This window comes from Rathayibacter sp. AY1E6 (assembly GCF_002931115.1).
GTDB lineage: Bacteria > Actinomycetota > Actinomycetes > Actinomycetales > Microbacteriaceae > Rathayibacter.
In genome coordinates this window covers 33,665-46,962 of record NZ_PSVK01000001.1, presented here as the reverse complement: position 1 = coordinate 46,962, position 13,298 = coordinate 33,665, and the positions used below count along the sequence as shown (strand labels likewise).

The window sequence follows — 13,298 nt, the reverse complement described above, 5'->3', positions numbered from 1 at the left end:
GCGTCGGCGTGTCGTCGGGACCGGAGGTTCCCCGACGGGGACGAGCGCGCCGTGGACGAGCAGAGCGCCGGAGCCGCAGCGTCCGGTGCTCGCTCCGGGGACGCGGCGCCCGAGTTGCGTGCGCCGCGCCGCACTGCCACTCTCGACACGGTTCGAGCGGGGGTGGAGATGGCCACGATCGGAGACGTCGCGAAAGCGGCAGGGGTCTCGCGCAGCACGGTGTCGTACGTCCTCTCCGGCAAGCGCAGCATCTCCCCCGAGACGCGCAAGCGCATCGAGGACGCGATCGCCGAGCTCGACTTCACGGTCAACGCCGGAGCACGGGCGCTCGCGACGCGCCGCACCATGGCGCTGGGCCTGCTCGTCCACTTCGACCCGGACGAGTTCGCGCCCGCGATGGTCGAGTACGTGCTCCCCATCACGGCCCGCGCCCGCGAGCTCGGCTACGACGTGCTGCTGGCCACCGAGGCCGACGGGGCGGCTGCCGTCCGCCGGCTCACGCGCTCCGGCCAGGTCGACGGACTGATCCTCCTGAGCGTCGCGGACGACGACGACCGGCTGCCCGTCCTGCGCGCCTCGCGGCGGCCCGGTGCCGCCCTCGGCGTGCCCGCGGACGCCTCCGGGGTGGACGTCTTCGACCTCGACTTCGGCGACGCGGCCCGCCTGCTGATCGAGCACCTGGGCGCCTTCGGGCATCGGAGCATCGGTCTCATCACCCCGCCTGAGCGCGTCTTCGACCGCGGAGGGACCTACGGGCTCCGGTTCCGCGAGTCGGCTCTCGAGACCTCCGGTCGGCTCGGGATCGAGCTGGTGCTGCGCCCGGCCGCCACCGCCGCCGACGCCGTCGAGCCGATGGTCACGGCGTTCCTCGACGACAACCCCGGTCTCACGGCGCTGGTCGTCCACAGCGACCGGACCATCGCGATGCTTCCCGCGATCCTGGGCCGACGCGCTGTCGCCGTGCCCGGGCAGCTGTCCGTCGTGAGCCTGTACTCGGCCGAGTTCGCCCGCGACTTCTCGCTCCCCTACAGCTACGTCGAGACGGGTGCCGCCGAGCTCGGCGCGCACCTGGTCGACACGCTCGTCGAGCGGATCGAGCAGCCGTCCCGCGGCGAGGAGCCGTCGATCCGCCTCCTGCCCGCGCGTCTCGTCGACCGCGGGAGCGCCCGCGCGGTCTGAGGACCGCTCCGGAGCCCCCGAGGCCCGGTCAGAAGCGCGAGGCGACCTCGTAGAGGACCTCGTCGTCGCCCGCGTAGACGCCGTCGCGCCGCGGCCAGTGCGCGATCACGTCCGTGAAGCCGAGCTCCTCCGCCCGGCCGGCCATGTCCTCGAACCGGGCGACGCTCTCGAGGGAGTAGTCGCCCCCGGAGTCGAGCGAGAGGTGGCGCTCGACGGTGCGCGGGTCGCGCCCGGCCGCGTCGAGCGCCGCGTCGAGCCGCCGGGAGAGGGACGCGACCGCCCGCCACCACTCCTCGCTCGACACTCCCTCCGGGCCGGTGGTGACCCAGCCCTGCCCGCGCTCGGCGACGAGCGCGAGGCCCTTCGGCCCGTTCGCGGCGAGGACGAACGGGACGCGGGGGCGCTGCACCGGCTCGCCCACCATCCGCGCCGAGCGGGCGGTGAACCACTCCCCCTCGAGGTCCACGCCGCTCGAGCCGGGCTCCTCGAAGCGCAGCAGCGCGTCGAGGGCCGTGACGAACTCGGTGAAGCGCTCGTGCCGCTGCCGGGGCGAGTAGTCGGGCTGCCCGAGCACGCGCGCGTCGAAGCCCGTGCCGCCCGAGCCGACCCCGAGGATCGTCCGACCGCCCGAGATCTCGTCCAGCGTCGCGATCTCCTTCGCGAACGGCACTGGGTGGCGGAAGTTCGGGGAGGTCACGAACGTGCCCAGGCGGAGCGTCTCGGTCACCATCGCAGCAGCGGTGAGGGTGGGGACGGTGGCGTGCCACGGCTGGTCGGCGAGGGAGCGCCAGGAGAGGTGGTCGTAGGTCCACGCGTGGTCGAAGCCCAGGCCCTCGGCCGACTGCCACTTCCGGCGGGCCTCGGCCCACGGGTCCTGCGGGAGGATGACGATGCCGTGTCGCATCGTCCGAGTGTACGAGCGCCGTCGGGTCAGAGCGCGGCGGGCGGCACCGGGGGCGGATCGGGCACCTCGTCCACGACCGAGCGCGGGACCATCAGGGTCGGCATCCGCACGCGCAGGCGCAGCGGTTCCCGCTCCGACGCGCCGAGCAGCTCGCGGGCGGCGCTCCGCACCTGCCGGGCGAGCGCCGGGTGCACGGCCCCCGGATCCTCGAACGCGGCGACCAGCTCGCGCAGCACTCGGGTGGTGCTCCGCGGGTCGCCGTCCTGCCTGGGCATCGGATCGGCCCCTCACTCTCGGCACGGCCGTCAGGGTCCCGGCGGTGCAGCGGATGTCTCGGGCCGACGGTAGGGCCGGGGACGGCGCCGTGGCACTGAGGTTGACAACGGGAGGACCCGGCGGATCGCGGTGCGCGGGGTGCGATCCGCGGCGAGGGCGGTCCTGGCGGGGAACGACGGCCACCGCCGGGAGAGCCCGCTTCCACGATCGCGCCCGTCCGGTCGCGGCTGCTCTCGGGGCGTGATCACGACGACGGAGCGGGTGGACGACTGGATCGAGGGCTGGTGCCGTGCACGCGGCGTGCAGCGCGTCCGCGAGGACGGAGCATGGCTGGTCGATGTCGGAGCGGAGTCGCGCACGCGGGAGCGGATCCTGGTCGATCCGTCGCCCTCCGCGCTGCAGGCGGGCGCCGAGCAGACGGCCGGGCCCCGGGAGTGGATGACGGTCATCGGCCTGGGCGACGACGCCCGCCTCGCGCCCGCCGCCGGGCTGGAGCTCGTCGCGGGCGACGAGAGCCTGATGGCGGCGCTCCTCGGCCCGGGCAGCACCGCGGAGGGAGCCCTGCTCGAGGGTGCCCTGCTCGCGGGAGCCGTGCTCGAGGCCGCCGACGGAGTGGCGAGCGTCCGGCTGCTGGTCGACGGAGTCGTCGCCGCGCAGGGCACCGCCGCCGTGCACGGGACGGTCGCGGTCCTGGACCGGATCGAGACCGATGCGCGGTTCCGCCGACGCGGGCTGGGACGGCGGGTCGTCGACGCCCTCACCGCCTGGGCCCGGTCCGAGGGCGCACGGAACGGTCTCCTCGTCGCCAGCACGGACGGCCGCGCCCTCTACCTCCCCCTCGGCTGGGAGGTGGTCGCGCCGGTGCGCATCTGGCGCAGGGCCGCACTCCGAGATCCGGGACAGGGCTGCGCGGCCGCCGGGCGATGATCCCCCGCCGTACGGCCCTCCGGGAGCGCACGTCCGCCTGAGTACGGAATCCCGCGCAGCGGATACAGGCGGCGGAGAACGGCGGAGCAGCCGTGAACCGGCCGCCCGCCGATCTGTATTCAGCCGATAACACCACCCTCGAAAGAGGGACGCCCGCTATCGCTCGAACGGCCTTGTCCGAGAAGCGGATCATTCGCTTCTCGGACTCGTGTCACCGCCCTCGGGTCGTCACCCGAGAGCGCCCTTCTCGGCCGAGTAGAGCTGCTTCACCTGCTCCGCGGTCAGCGCCCGGTCCCACACCCGCAGTCGGGCGAGGGAGCCGGCGAAGCGGTTGATCATCGTGCCGTCCCGGCCGACCGCTCCGACCACGAAGTCGCCCGGAGCCGCGTTGAGGCCGTCGGGGTAGACGTAGGGGTTCTTGGCGTAGGTCGCGCCGAGCTTGTCGGTGTACACCGGGTACGCGGTGGCGGCGCCGTCGAGGTACGAGACCGCGACTGCGCCGTCGTACGTCCCGACGTGCAGCTGCCACACGCCGCGCGTGATCCGGCGGGGCTCCACCGAGTAGTCGCGCGAGTACGGGTAGCCGGGCGTCGGCCCGCCGAGCTTCGAGACGTGCATGCACACGCGCTCCCAGCCGCCGTACTCGGGGAGGTTGTTGAACAGCGCGTAGGAGCGCAGCGGCCCGACCGTCGACTCCTCCCAGACGCCCGCGATGCAGGCGCCGTCCGCGTCGGAGTTGAGCACCCACACCGCGATCGTCACCTGGCCGGTCGAGGCGCCCAGGTTGAGCGGGCCGACCTCGTCCTTGGGGACGACCAGGTGGTCCGTCGTCCCGTTGAGGGCGACTCCGGTGCCGAACGGCGTGGCGACGGCGCGGGCGGAGGAGCCCGCGCCCTGCCGGAGCGCCGGAGCGCCCGCGACGGCCGAGGCGAAGGGGGCGGCGCTCTCGGCGAAGGACCACTCCGCGATCGGCGTGGGCACGGTGACCGTGGGGACCGGAGCGGCGTCGCCGACCACGAACGCGTCGAGGATCAGGTTGGTGCCGCTCGAGGCCGGGTTGCGGCCGCTCCCGCGGCGGATGGTCACCGTGTGCGGCCCGGCCGCGAGCTGTCCGCTGCTCCAGACCGTCTGCTTCGACCGCGTCGCGGCGCTGTAGCGGTCGACGGACGCGACCTTGACTCCGTCGAGCTCGACCTCGTTGATGCCGGACGAGCCGGTGAGGCGGCTGATCCAGCTCACGCTGGTACCCGTGAAGGCGAGGGTGGCGGAGGCGCCCGCGGTGGTCGAGTAGGCGATGCTGCCGCCGCTGTCCGTGCTCGCCTTCAACGTCGACCAGGTGCCGGTCGTGACGATCGGGGCGGCGCCGTTCTCGTAGGTGCCCGCTCCGGGCAGCGTCGTCGCCGGCGGAGGCGTCGCGTCGCCGACCACGAAGGAGTCGAGCAGCAGGTTGGTCCCGGTCGAGGCCGGATTGCGGCCGCTCCCCCGGCGGATCGTCAGCGTGTGCGGCCCGGCGGCGAGCTGTCCGCTGCTCCACACCGTCTGCTTCGAGCGGGTGGACGCGCTGTAGCGGTCGACGGAGGCGACCTTCACACCGTCGAGCTCGACGTCGTTGATCCCGGAGGACGACGTGAGTCGGCTGATCCAGGCGATGCTCGTGCCGGTGAAGGCGAGCGTCGCGGAGGCGCCGGAGCTGGTCGAGTAGGCGATGCTCCCGCCGCTGTCCGCGGTGGCCTTCAGCGTCGTCCAGGTGCCGGTGGTGACGATCTGCGCGGCGCCGTTCTCGTAGGTGCCCGCGCCGGGCAGCGTGGACACGGGTGGCGTCTCGGGCTCGGGCTCCGTCTGCGGCACGGGGCCCTCGGTGATCCAGCGCTGGAAGGTGTCGAGCATCTCCTTGTTGGTGAAGCTCGGGACCTTGTGCCCGTCGGTGCCCTCCCCCGGGTGGGTGCGGACCGTCGCCTCCTTCGCCAGGGGCAGGGCCGCGGCGTGGAGGGCGGCGCCGTGCAGGGCGAACGGCACGACCTTGTCGTCGGGCGATCCGGTGATCCTCAGCCGCGCACCGCGCCACACCGACGCGGGCAGCCGCGCCGGGTTGGTGGCGGCGATGGCCGCGGCGTCGGCGTACTCGGGGCCGATCCGGTCCGGTTCGCTCGCCGCCCGCTCCTCCATGTCGTAGGAGCTGTTGCAGAGGTACGCGCCCCGGATGTTCGGCACCATTCGCTTCCCGTAGGCCCAGGTCAGAAGCGGCCCGCCCCCGGAGTCGGAGCGGAGGAGGCTCGCGTCGATCCGCCATACCGACGAGGCCCAGGCGACGACAGCGGCCTGGATCTCGATCGCCCGCGGGCTCGACCAGATGCTGCCGCCGTAGGTCGGGCAGATGCTGACGATGCCGCGGTCCACGGCGAGGTCGGCCGAGTACGCGAAGGCGCTCGAGAGCGCCGTGTGGGTGCCGTTGCGGGCGTGGTAGTACCAGAGCATCGATGCGCCCCTGGTCTGCGACGGAGGCGTCGCGTGCGGCACGAACAGGCGCGCCCGGTCCCCCGCGACGACGACGTCGATGATCTCGTAGCGCTTCCCGCCCGTCTTCGACGTGGCGGTGGACAGGCGCGAGACCTCGCCGGGCAGTCGGGGCACCGCGGTGAGGTCGCCGGCCGCGAGGGCCGGCGTCGCGAAGGCGATCGCGCCCGCGCCGGCGACGGATCCGGCGAGGATCGTGCGGCGGGAGAGAGCGGAGAGGGCCTTGACGCCCGATCGGGAGCCGGTGCGGGAGGAGTCGGCGGAGTCGCCGACGGCAGTGTCCTGAGGAGTCACGGAAGAGAGAGCCTTTCCGATCGTCACCGTTCCGGGTACACCGATCGAAAGAGGAGGAGAAGGCGTTCAGTGAACGAGCGGCAGCGCTCGCGCTACTGATGCGGATCACCTTCTCCTCGAGAAGGAAAGGGAAGCCGGATCAGGCTAACAGAGGGGATGAGAAGGGGTTCAGTATTTCTACCCACCGTTTCATCAACCGGAGAAGAAGGAATCGCTTATCCGGCCGCTTATCGTCCCTTTTCCGGTGACACGACGCGTACTGGACACCGCCGTCTGGCAGGATGCCCCCGTGTCGGAGACGGGTCGGCTGCAGCGGGGCGGCGCCCTCCCCGTGCTCCTCGTGTTCCTCCGCCTCGGGCTGACCTCGTTCGGCGGGCCGATCGCGCACCTCGGCTACTTCCGCGAGGAGTTCGTGGTGCGCCGCGGCTGGCTGACCGATCGCGCGTACGCCGACCTCGTCGCGCTGTGCCAGTTCCTCCCGGGACCCGCGTCCAGCCAGGTCGGGATGGCGGTCGGCCTGCAGCGCGCGGGACTCGCCGGACTGGTCGCCGCGTGGTGCGGATTCACGCTCCCCTCGGCGATCGCCCTGGTCCTCGTCGCCGGGCTCGTCGCCGGTGCGGGCGACGTCGCCTCCGCCGGCTGGCTCCTGGGCCTCCAGGCGGCGGCGGCCGCGGTCGTCGCACAGGCCGTGCTCGGGATGGCGCGCTCGCTCGCACCGGACCGCCGCCGCGCGACGATCGCCGGCGCAGCGGCTGTCGCCGTCCTCCTCGCCCCGGAGCCCGCGCTGCAGGTGGCGGTGATCGCGGCGGCGGGCCTGGCCGGCGTTCTCTGGCTCCGCCGCGAGGAGGGGGCTCCGGACGACGGCCCGGGGTTCGCGGTCCGGATCCCGACGGCGCTCGCGGTCTCGGCCCTCGCCCTCTGGGGGCTCCTCCTGGCCGGCCTCCCCCTGCTCGCCGCTCTCACCGGCGAGGGAGCGGCGGGTCTCGCCTCCGTCTTCTACCGCGCGGGCGCTCTGGTGTTCGGGGGCGGCCACGTCCTGCTGCCTCTGCTGGAAGCGCAGACGGTCGGCGCCGGCACGGTCGGGCAGAGCGAGTTCCTGGCCGGCTACGGGGCGGCGCAGGCGGTGCCCGGCCCGCTCTTCACCTTCTCCGCGTTCCTCGGCGCGGTGGGCGCGGGGACGCCGGACGGTGTCGCGGGGGCGGCGATCGCGCTGGTCGCGATCTTCCTGCCGGGCGCTCTGCTCGTGGTCGGCGTGCTCCCGTTCTGGCAGCGGCTGCGGCACCTGCCGGTCGCGCAGAGGGCGCTGGCCGGCGTGAACGCCGGCGTGGTGGGACTGCTCGGCGGCGCCCTCTACGACCCGGTGCTGACCGAGGGCATCGGCTCGACCGGCGCTCTGGCGCTCGCGATCGGCGCCTTCGTGGCGCTGACGCGCTGGACCGTGCCCCCGTGGATCGTCGTCCTCGCCGCCGCGGGCCTCGGCGCCCTGCTCCTCTGACTCCCTCCGGGGACGACGATCCGGACCCGCCCTGGCAGTCTGGACGCATGAGGGCTCGGGGGACGACAGCGGCAGTGGCGACGACGGCAGCGGCGGGGCTCCTGCTGCTGGGCGGGTGCACCGCCGGCGGCGGGGCCGAGGCGGGCGCCACGGCGTCCGCGCCCGCCTCGCGGACGCCGAGACCCGCCATCACCGACCTGATCACTCCGAGCCCGACCCCCTCCGCTCCGGCGACCGCCGAGCCGGTCGGAACCGTCGTCGACGCCGGGCCGGTCGGCGAGGGAGTCCCCGCCACCGTCTCGGGCACCGGCCCGGCCGACGTGTCGTTCCAGCGGCAGGGCGAGTTCGCGGTCGTCCTGAGCCTGGACTGCTCGGCCTGCACCGGCACGGCGATCGTCACCGCCGCGGGCCGGATGACGCCCTTCGGCGAGGCCGCCGCCCCGATGACGGGGTCGTTCCTGACCGGGATCTTCCGCGACGACCCCGTCGAGCAGCAGGTGATCGTCCGAGCCGACGGGCCGTGGACGCTCGGCCTGCAGAGCTGGAACGACCTCGCGACGGTGAGCGGTGCACAGTCCGGCACCGGCCCGGCCGTCCTGTTCTTCTCCGACGACGTCCCGCGCGTGACGGTCGACTACACGCCCGCGGGTCCGGACGACTCGTTCTCCGGCCGCGTGTTCACGACCTCCGATCAGCCGCAGCTGTTCGGCGACTCCGTCGCCTTCTCCGAGGTGTTCGAGGCCGACCTGCCCGGCGTCATGGCCGTCCAGACCGAGGGGACCTGGACCGTCACGCCGACGCCCTGACCCGGGGTCGCGACGCGCCGGCCGCGGAGTCGGGGAACGGGCGCCCCTCGGCCCAGACCCGCTGCACGCGGAGCGACGCGTCGAGCAGGACGACGTCGGCGCGGTACCCGGGGGCCAGCAGGCCGAGGTCGCCACGGCCGAGCACGCGGGCGGGAACGGCGGTGAGGGCGGCGACGGACGCCTGCAGCCCGAGCCGGCCGGGCCCGACGGCCCGCCGCAGGGCCTCCTCCTGCGTGAGCGTGGATCCGGCGAGCACAGCGGTGCCCGCGAGCCGGGCGACTCCGCCGAGCACCTCGACGTCGAGCGGGCCGAGGCGGTGCACTCCGTCACCCGCCCCGGCCGCCGCCATCGCGTCGGTGACGAGCGCGATCCGCCCGGGAGCCGCCGCGAACGCGAGCCGCACCACCTCGACGTCCGCGTGCCGGCCGTCGAGGATCAGCTCGAGCGCGACCCGCTCGTCTCCCAGGGCCACCGGGATCGGGCCCGGGGAGCGGTGGCCGATCCCGGGCATGGCGTTGAACGCGTGCGTGACCAGCCGGGCTCCGCGGTCGAACGCGGCCCGCGCCTGGTCGGCGTCCGCCTCGGTGTGGCCCACCGCGACCACCGTGCCGGCGCCGGCGAGCCGCTCCACCGCGGCGAGGGCTCCCGGCAGCTCGGGCGCGAGCGTGATCTGCGCGAGGCGTCCGCGGGCGGCGTCCAGCAGCCGGCCGACCGCGCCGGAGGAGGGGTGCACGAGAGCCGCGGGGTCGTGCGCTCCCCTGCGCGAGGGCGCGAGGAACGGGCCCTCGAGGTGCGCGCCGAGCACGAGCGGGTCGGTGGCCGCGAGGGCCGAGACCGCGTCCAGAGAGGACTCCAGCTGCTCCAGCGGCGCCGAGACCAGGCTGACCAGCGAGCGCGTGGTGCCACGGGAGCGGTGCAGCGCGAGGCCCGCGCGGATCGCCTCCGCTCCTCCGTCGAAGCCGTGACCGCCCCCTCCGTGCACATGGAGGTCGAGGAAGCCCGGGACAGCGGTGAGGCCCCGCGCGTCGTGCAGCTGCGCCCCCTCCGCCTGCGCCTGCCAGCCGGTGCCGGTGCCGGTCGCCGTGATCGCGCCGTCCCGCGCGCGGAGCCAGTGGTCCTCCACCGTCCCGGCCGCGTCGACCTTCCGTGCGCTGTGGATGATCAGCGCGGCGTGCGCCATGCGGTCCCCTCCTGGGTGTCGGTTCCGGATCGGCGGGGACTCCGCCCCTCCCGACGATGGCACAGCCCCTGCCGGTCGAGCCGGTCCGACACCGATCACTGCGCCACCCGAACGCATTCCGCGCCTCCGCGTCACGAACAGGGACCTCGCGCGTCTCCTGTGCATGCCTCCCCTGGACACCCGAACCCCCGCCCCCCGCCTCGCCGCCTCCCGCCGGCCGCTCGACGTCGTCGCCATCGCGGCGGCCGCCCTCGTCAACGAGCGCTACCTCGATCGGCGCTTCACCGTCCACCACCTCGCCGCCGAGCTGCGGATGCCCGCCCTGCTGCTGCGGCTGCGGTTCCGCCGCTGCTACGGGCTCGGCCTCGACGAGCACCTCGCCCTCCGCCGACTCGAGCTGGCCGCCGTCCTGATGGCGAGCACCCCCGTCGCTCTCGGCGGCCTCGACCGCATCGCCCGGGGCTCCGGCTACCGGGGCACCGCCGAGCTGGACCGCGACCACCGGAGGCACCGCCGGTCCTCCGCGCTGGCCGCCTGGTTCCGGGCCGCCCCGCGTCCCGAGCGCGAGCACCGGCCCGGCACCCGGCCCGAGGAGGAGCGGCTCGCCGCAGCGCCGGGCGCCGCGACGCCGGACCGCCCCAGCAGCGTCCGCTCGGCACCTGTCACCCCGCTGAGGCGCCGCGCCTGAGCCCGGCCGCGGAGCGGTACAGTGCCACGATGCGCACCTCCGGAACCCGCCGATGACGGCCGTCCGCTACGTCGCGATCGGCGATTCCTTCACCGAGGGCGTCGGCGACGAGCGGCCGGACGGCACCCCGCGCGGCTGGGCCGATCTGGCGGCCGCGGGATGGGCGGCGGCCACGGGTGAGCGGATCGAGTACGCCAACCTCGCGATCCGGGGCCGGCTCATCGCGCCGATCCTCGCCGAGCAGCTCGAGCCCGCGCTCGCCCTGGGTCCGACCCACCTCTCCTTCAACGGCGGCGGCAACGACATGCTGCGCCCGCGGGCCGACATCGAGCGGATCGCCGACGCCTACCTCCGCGTTCTCGAGCGCTGCGACGAGCAGGGCGTCGTGCTGATCGCCCTGGCCGGCGCCGATCCGTCGCCGCGGCTCCCGCTCGGCTCGCTCATCCGTCGCCGCGGGGACGCGCTGACCGACGCCGTCCTGCGCCGGACGAGCCACCGGACCGACGTGGTCGTCGCCGACAACTGGCACGACCCCGCTTTCGCCGATCCGGCGCTGTGGTCGGAGGACCGCCTGCACCTCGGCCCGCGGGGGCACCGGCGGGTGGCCGACCGGGTCCTGCGGGCGCTCGGGCTCACGCCGCCCGCCGCGCTGCCCGACGCTCCCGAGGCCGCACTCCGGCGCGGCGGAACCGTGCAGTACTACCGGCAGCACGTCGCGCCGTGGGTGCAGCGCAGGCTCACCGGCACGTCCTCCGGGGACGGCCGCGCCGCGAAGTACGCGGGCTTCGTGCCGATCGACCCGGTCTGACGCCTCCTCCGAGGAGCACGGCCCTCGTTCGATGGGCAGGGATCTCCCCTGAGGCGCTCAGCGGCGACCACTCGTGGCCGCTCGACGGCGTCGAGCGCTCAGTGCCAGCCGTACCGCGCCGAGAGCACCCGGGCGACGGCGTCGTACCGAGCGCGCTCCAGAGCAGCTCCTTCGCGGCGCATCCCGGCGGGGTGCACGCGGAACACGCGCTCCGGGTCGACCCAGCTGGGGCGCCCGTCCGGGTCCCAGCCGCCGGTGCCGACGGCCAGGTAGTCGGAGTGCTCCTTCGAGCTCAGCCGCACGGCGAGAACCGTCCCCGACTTCTCGACCGCGAGCACGAGCACCGGGCGGTCCTTGCCGCGGCCGTCGTCCTCCTCGTAGGGAACCCAGGTCCAGACGACCTCGCCCGGGTCCGGGTCGCCGTCGGGCGTGGGCGCGTAGCCCAGGCGGACCCCGCGGAGCCGCGACGGGTCGACCTCGACGGTGCGGCCCACTCCGCTCGCGCCCGGCGTCGGCGCCGTCGTGCTCAGGTACGGGCGCTGCGGGCGGGGCCCGGCGTCCGGGCGCGGGGCGACCGCGCGGCCGAGGAGTCGGAGGAGCAGGGACACGACCGAGCGCGAGGAGGGCACCCCGGAACCCTAGCCCGGATCCGCGGCCGCCCGCCCGCGGGGGCGCGCCCGGCGGTCTCCCGGCCCGGACGCGCCGACGGGGTGCCGGCTCCGGAGAGCCGGCACCCCGTCGGGTGCTGCGGATTAGGGGGTCAGTCCGCCAGGACGTAGCCCGCCTCTCCGTGGATGGCCGTGTCGATGCCGGCGATCTCGTCCTCGTTCTTCACGCGGAAGCCCATCGTCTTCTGGATGATCCAGCCGATGAGGAGCGTCATGACGAAGGAGTAGGCGAGGACGGTGAAGGCCGCGAGGGCCTGCTTGCCGAGCTGGCTCGCGTCGCCGGTGAGGAACAGGCCCACGCCGGTGCCGAAGAAGCCGATGTAGAGCGTTCCGATGAGGCCGCCGACCAGGTGCACGCCGACCACGTCGAGCGAGTCGTCGTAGCCGAGGCGGTACTTGAGGTCGATCGCCAGGGCGCAGACGGCTCCGGTGATGACTCCCAGGACGATCGCCCAGAACGGCGACAGGCTGGCGCACGCCGGGGTGATCGCGACGAGGCCCGCGACCGCGCCCGAGGCGGCGCCGATCGAGGTGGGCTTGCCGTCCTTGATCTTCTCGACGACGAGCCAGCCGAGGATCGCGGCGGCCGGAGCGGCGATGGTGTTGAGGAAGGCGACGGCCGCGATGCCGTCGGCGGCGAGCTCGGAGCCGGCGTTGAAGCCGAACCAGCCGAACCACAGCAGTCCGGCGCCCAGGAGCACGAACGGCGGGTTGTGCGGCTGGTGCGCGCCCTTGGTGAAGTTGACGCGCTTGCCGAGCACCAGGGCGAGGGCGAGGGCCGCCGCTCCGGCGTTGATGTGGACGGCGGTGCCGCCCGCGAAGTCGATCGCGCCGACGCCGTAGGCGATCCAGCCGCCGTCGACGACGGTGGCGTCGTCGCCGAGGGTGAAGTTGAAGACCCACGAGGCGACCGGGAAGTAGACGACGGTGGCCCAGACGCCGGCGAAGACCATCCAGGCGCCGAACTTCGCGCGGTCCGCGATGGCGCCGGAGATGAGCGCGACGGTGATGATCGCGAACGTCGCCTGGAACGCGGCGAAGGCCAGCGTCGGGAAGGCCGACGTCTGCTCGCCGAGCGCGTCGTTGTAGATGCCCTGCAGGCCGATCTGGGCGGTGTCGATGCCGAGGACGCCGTCGATGCCGACGAAGGTGTCGGTCCCTGCGGGGCCGGACGGGCCGTTGCCGAACGCGATCGCGTAGCCGTACAGGACCCAGAGGACCCCGATGAGGCCCATGGCTCCGAAGCTGAGCATCATCATGCTGATGACGCTCTTCGCACGCACCAGGCCGCCGTAGAAGAAGGCGAGCCCGGGGGTCATGAGCAGGACCAGCGCGGCTGCGATGAGCAGGAACGCGGTATTGCCTTGATCCATTGTTGAACCTCTCGTGAGTGTGCAGAGAAAAGCCCGGAGCGAGGACGCTGCGTCGGAGCACGGCCTGGAGACACGCGGGTGTCGGGTCACCTCGGGTAGCCGACAGTCTGGTGGCGCGAGGTTTCGTCCCGTGAGGCACCGCGTTTCGCGGAGGTTACGGCCGAGGCCCCTGTGTAAAAAGCGCGT

General features: G+C 74.2%; 12 protein-coding genes. 6 read left to right on the top strand and 6 right to left on the bottom strand.

All coding sequences use genetic code 11. The features are described 5' to 3' along the window. Positions 1-168: 168 nt before the first annotated feature. Entirely contained in the window at positions 169-1,179 is a 1,011-nt protein-coding gene (locus C5C46_RS00200; RefSeq protein ID WP_104225431.1) for a LacI family DNA-binding transcriptional regulator, read from the top strand. A 28-nt stretch (positions 1,180-1,207) separates the two neighbouring features. Here C5C46_RS00200 and C5C46_RS00195 read toward each other — a convergent pair whose 3' ends face one another. Both C5C46_RS00195 and C5C46_RS00190 read right to left on the bottom strand, forming a co-directional pair. Further along, entirely contained in the window at positions 1,208-2,083 is an 876-nt protein-coding gene (locus C5C46_RS00195) for an LLM class flavin-dependent oxidoreductase (protein WP_104225246.1), read from the bottom strand. A gap of 26 nt (positions 2,084-2,109) precedes the next feature. Further along, complete coding sequence (locus tag C5C46_RS00190; RefSeq protein ID WP_146078454.1) at positions 2,110-2,358, bottom strand: hypothetical protein; 249 nt, start codon at positions 2,356-2,358, stop codon at positions 2,110-2,112. 241 nt (positions 2,359-2,599) lie between these two features. On the opposite strand from C5C46_RS00190, the gene C5C46_RS00185 reads away from it, so the two are divergent. Continuing rightward, positions 2,600-3,286, top strand: coding sequence for a GNAT family N-acetyltransferase (locus C5C46_RS00185; RefSeq protein WP_219812252.1), 687 nt, complete (start codon positions 2,600-2,602; stop codon positions 3,284-3,286). A gap of 228 nt (positions 3,287-3,514) precedes the next feature. Here C5C46_RS00185 and C5C46_RS00180 read toward each other — a convergent pair whose 3' ends face one another. Continuing rightward, positions 3,515-6,094, bottom strand: coding sequence for a LamG-like jellyroll fold domain-containing protein (locus tag C5C46_RS00180; RefSeq protein ID WP_104225244.1), 2,580 nt, complete (start codon positions 6,092-6,094; stop codon positions 3,515-3,517). A 289-nt stretch (positions 6,095-6,383) separates the two neighbouring features. On the opposite strand from C5C46_RS00180, the gene chrA reads away from it, so the two are divergent. Next, on the top strand, positions 6,384-7,589 hold the full coding sequence (gene chrA, locus C5C46_RS00175) for a chromate efflux transporter (protein ID WP_258059233.1): 1,206 nt from the start codon (positions 6,384-6,386) through the stop codon (positions 7,587-7,589). Between the two features lie 74 nt (positions 7,590-7,663). Then, positions 7,664-8,395 (top strand): hypothetical protein, encoded by a 732-nt coding sequence (locus C5C46_RS00170; RefSeq protein ID WP_104225243.1) that lies wholly within the window; start codon positions 7,664-7,666, stop codon positions 8,393-8,395. On the opposite strand, the gene C5C46_RS00165 is transcribed toward C5C46_RS00170, so the two are convergent. Further along, the gene (locus C5C46_RS00165; protein ID WP_104225242.1) at positions 8,379-9,575 is read right to left on the bottom strand and encodes an N-acetylglucosamine-6-phosphate deacetylase; all 1,197 of its coding nucleotides are present in this window, start codon (positions 9,573-9,575) and stop codon (positions 8,379-8,381) included. The two genes, C5C46_RS00170 and C5C46_RS00165, sit on opposite strands and share 17 nt — an antisense overlap. A gap of 163 nt (positions 9,576-9,738) precedes the next feature. On the opposite strand from C5C46_RS00165, the gene C5C46_RS00160 reads away from it, so the two are divergent. Further along, positions 9,739-10,263 carry a hypothetical protein gene (locus C5C46_RS00160; protein ID WP_104225241.1) on the top strand — a complete coding sequence of 175 codons (525 nt, stop codon included), beginning with the start codon at positions 9,739-9,741 and terminating at the stop codon, positions 10,261-10,263. A gap of 52 nt (positions 10,264-10,315) precedes the next feature. Beyond that, positions 10,316-11,071, top strand: a complete 756-nt coding sequence (locus C5C46_RS00155; protein WP_104225240.1) for an SGNH/GDSL hydrolase family protein — start codon at positions 10,316-10,318, stop codon at positions 11,069-11,071. A gap of 98 nt (positions 11,072-11,169) precedes the next feature. Here C5C46_RS00155 and C5C46_RS00150 read toward each other — a convergent pair whose 3' ends face one another. After that, a complete protein-coding gene (locus tag C5C46_RS00150; protein WP_167299028.1) occupies positions 11,170-11,700 on the bottom strand; it encodes a type II toxin-antitoxin system PemK/MazF family toxin in 531 nt (176 codons plus the stop codon). 131 nt (positions 11,701-11,831) lie between these two features. Further along, positions 11,832-13,112, bottom strand: coding sequence for an ammonium transporter (locus C5C46_RS00145; protein WP_104225239.1), 1,281 nt, complete (start codon positions 13,110-13,112; stop codon positions 11,832-11,834). Between the last annotated feature and the right edge of the window lie 186 nt (positions 13,113-13,298).

Coding starts and splice junctions, on each gene's coding strand:
- C5C46_RS00165 (WP_104225242.1), bottom strand. CDS start 9,575: ATGGCGCACGCCGCGCTGATCATCCACAGCGCACGGAAGGTCGACGCG.
- C5C46_RS00155 (WP_104225240.1), top strand. CDS start 10,316: ATGACGGCCGTCCGCTACGTCGCGATCGGCGATTCCTTCACCGAGGGC.
- C5C46_RS00145 (WP_104225239.1), bottom strand. CDS start 13,112: ATGGATCAAGGCAATACCGCGTTCCTGCTCATCGCAGCCGCGCTGGTC.
- C5C46_RS00190 (WP_146078454.1), bottom strand. CDS start 2,358: ATGCCCAGGCAGGACGGCGACCCGCGGAGCACCACCCGAGTGCTGCGC.
- C5C46_RS00200 (WP_104225431.1), top strand. CDS start 169: ATGGCCACGATCGGAGACGTCGCGAAAGCGGCAGGGGTCTCGCGCAGC.
- C5C46_RS00195 (WP_104225246.1), bottom strand. CDS start 2,083: ATGCGACACGGCATCGTCATCCTCCCGCAGGACCCGTGGGCCGAGGCC.
- C5C46_RS00160 (WP_104225241.1), top strand. CDS start 9,739: ATGCCTCCCCTGGACACCCGAACCCCCGCCCCCCGCCTCGCCGCCTCC.